A 407-nucleotide genomic window follows, 5' to 3' on the forward strand; every position below is an offset into this window, starting at 1 on the left:
TCGACGAGCTTGGAACCACCCTCGACGGTATCGACGGAGTCGTTGATCAGCGTCTTGATCTCCTTGGCCGCGGCGGCGGAGCGCTGCGCCAGGGTCCGGACCTCCCCGGCGACCACGGCGAAGCCGCGACCCTGCTCCCCGGCCCGGGCTGCCTCGACGGCGGCGTTGAGGGCGAGGATGTTGGTCTGGAAGGCGATGCCGTCGATGACCTGGATGATGTCGGCGATCTTCTTGGAGCTCTCGGTGATGGCACCCATGGTGACCACGACTTCACGGACCTTGTCGCCGCCCTTGGTGGCGACGTCACTGGCGCCGTGGGCGAGCTGGTTGGCCTGCCTGGCGTTGTCGGCGTTCTGCTTGACGGTGGAGGTGAGCTCTTCCATGGAGGAGGCGGTCTCTTCGAGAGA

1 protein-coding gene is annotated in these 407 nt (G+C 66.6%); it reads right to left on the reverse strand.

Annotated features, from left to right (window positions below; translation table 11 throughout):
• On the reverse strand, positions 1 to 407 hold a 407-nt coding region (locus G6032_RS00035; RefSeq protein ID WP_240901821.1), incomplete at both ends, for a methyl-accepting chemotaxis protein.

Origin of the sequence: Wenzhouxiangella sp. XN24, from assembly GCF_011064545.1 — a bacterium.
Taxonomy (GTDB): domain Bacteria; phylum Pseudomonadota; class Gammaproteobacteria; order Steroidobacterales; family XN24; genus XN24.